Genomic DNA, 1,980 nt, shown 5'->3' with positions numbered 1-1,980 from the left:
CGGCAGGCAACTCGCCGAGGCCGGGTACGTGGTGCCGCACTGGCCCGCTCCGTGGGGTCTCGACGCCGATCCGATCGAGCAGCTGGTGATCGACGACGAGTTGCACCGGGCCGAGGTCCGTCGTCCGAGCAATGCGATCGGGATCGGGTGGGCGGCACCGACGATCCTGCTCGCCGGTACCCCCGAACAGAAGGAGCGGTACCTCCCGAAGATCTTCTCGGGTGAGGAGTTCTGGTCGCAGCTGTTCTCCGAGACCGAGGCCGGATCCGACCTCGCGAACCTGGCGACCCGCGCCGAGCGGGATGGCGACGAGTACGTGATCAACGGCTCGAAGATCTGGTCGAGCGGCGCGCACCATTCGCAGTTCGGCATCCTGATCGCGCGGACCGACCCCGATCAGCCGAAGCACAAGGGCATCTCGTACTTCATCATGCCGATGGACTCCGAGGGCCTGTCGATGTCGCCGATCGTCGACATGACCACCGCCCATTCGTTCAACCAGGTGTTCTTCGACAACGTCCGGATCCCCGTGGCGAACCGGGTCGGAGCCGAGGGCGACGGCTGGCGATTGGCCAAGGTGACGCTGTCCAACGAGCGGGTGTCGCTGTCGTCGGCGGGTTCGATGTGGGGCTCGGGTCCCTCGGCCGAGCTGCTGTTCGATCTGATCAGGGAGAACGGCGGTATCGATGATCCCGTGCTCCGGCAACGTGCGGTCGATGTCCACATCGAGGCCGAACTGCTCCGACTCAACCGGTTCCGCAGCTTGAGTGCCACGCTCCAGGGCAAGACCCCGGGACCGGAGGCCTCGATCCAGAAGATCATGGCCGACGACCACGGTCAGCACGTGCTGTCCCTGGCCAAGGATCTGGCGGGAGCGTCCGGAATGCTCGAAGGGTCAGGCCCGCCCGGCCGTGTTCCGGCGGCGATGAAGAGCACGCCCACCGAGAACAACTTCGCCGACGACGACGCGCCCGAGGTCGACCCGATCTGGCACTACGGCTACCTGTTCCACCCGGCGCTGACACTGGGAGGCGGCACGTTCGCCGTCCAGCGCAACATCGTCGCCGAACACGTGCTCGGCCTGCCTCGTGAGCCGAATGTCGAGCGCGGGATGACGTGGTCGGAGGCCCGCAGGCCGGCGGTCTGAGTCGGGCGACTCGCGGGCACTACGTTGGTCGATCGTGCAGACCACGAACGACGAGCGCTCCGGGCGGGCATTGGGAATCGACATCGGTGGAACCGGGATGAAGGCGGCCATCGTCGACCTCGCGACCGGCGACCTGCTGAGTGACCGCTTTCGGATCGACACGCCGCACCCGGCACGGCCCGAGGCGATGGCCGACGTCGTGGTGGAGTTGGTCCGCCATCTCGAGTGGGAGGGGTCCGTCGGCTGCGCCTTTCCGGCGGTCGTGCGCAACGGCCACGTCGAGTCCGCCGCGAACATCGACAAGTCGTGGCTCGACGTCGACGCCGACGCACTGTTCACCGACGCGCTCGGCGTCGAGGTCCACATGATCAACGACGCCGACGCGGCCGGTCTCGCCGAGGTCCGCTACGGGGTCGCTGCCGGCCGGAAGGGTGTCGTCATGATGCTCACGTTCGGGACCGGGATCGGATCCGGGCTGTTCATCGACGGCATGCTCGTCCCGAACACCGAACTCGGTCACCTCGAACTCGACGGACACGACGCGGAGAGCAAGGCGGCGGCGAGCGCACGCAAGCGCCACGACTGGTCGTGGCACCACTGGACGAAGAAGGTCCAGCACTACCTCGAGCACGTCGAGAAGCTGTTCAGCCCGGACCTGTTCGTCGTCGGTGGAGGGGTCAGCAAGAAGCCGGAGAAATGGCTCGACCACATCGAGATCGACACCGAGATCGTCGTCGCCTCGATGGCGAACAACGCCGGCATCGTCGGCGCCGCCCTCGTCGCCCCGTAATCCTTCGCATCTCGTGAACAGTTCTGGCGCTCCGTGCGCGAAC

General features: G+C 66.8%; 2 protein-coding genes. Both read left to right on the top strand.

Annotated elements, in window-relative coordinates:
• Positions 1-1,147: acyl-CoA dehydrogenase family protein (locus ON45_RS16200; protein ID WP_040495090.1), on the top strand; the 1,147-nt coding region annotated here is incomplete at its 5' end.
• Positions 1,148-1,178: 31 nt separating this feature from the next.
• A complete protein-coding gene (gene ppgK, locus ON45_RS16195; RefSeq protein WP_373281592.1) occupies positions 1,179-1,937 on the top strand; it encodes a polyphosphate--glucose phosphotransferase in 759 nt (252 codons plus the stop codon).
• The last annotated feature ends 43 nt before the right edge of the window (positions 1,938-1,980 follow it).

Origin of the sequence: Ilumatobacter nonamiensis YM16-303 (assembly GCF_000350145.1) — a bacterium.
Taxonomy (GTDB): Bacteria; Actinomycetota; Acidimicrobiia; order Acidimicrobiales; family Ilumatobacteraceae; genus Ilumatobacter_A; species Ilumatobacter_A nonamiensis.
Note: the sequence above shows the minus strand (reverse complement) of the source record. Positions and strands in the feature narration are given on the sequence as shown.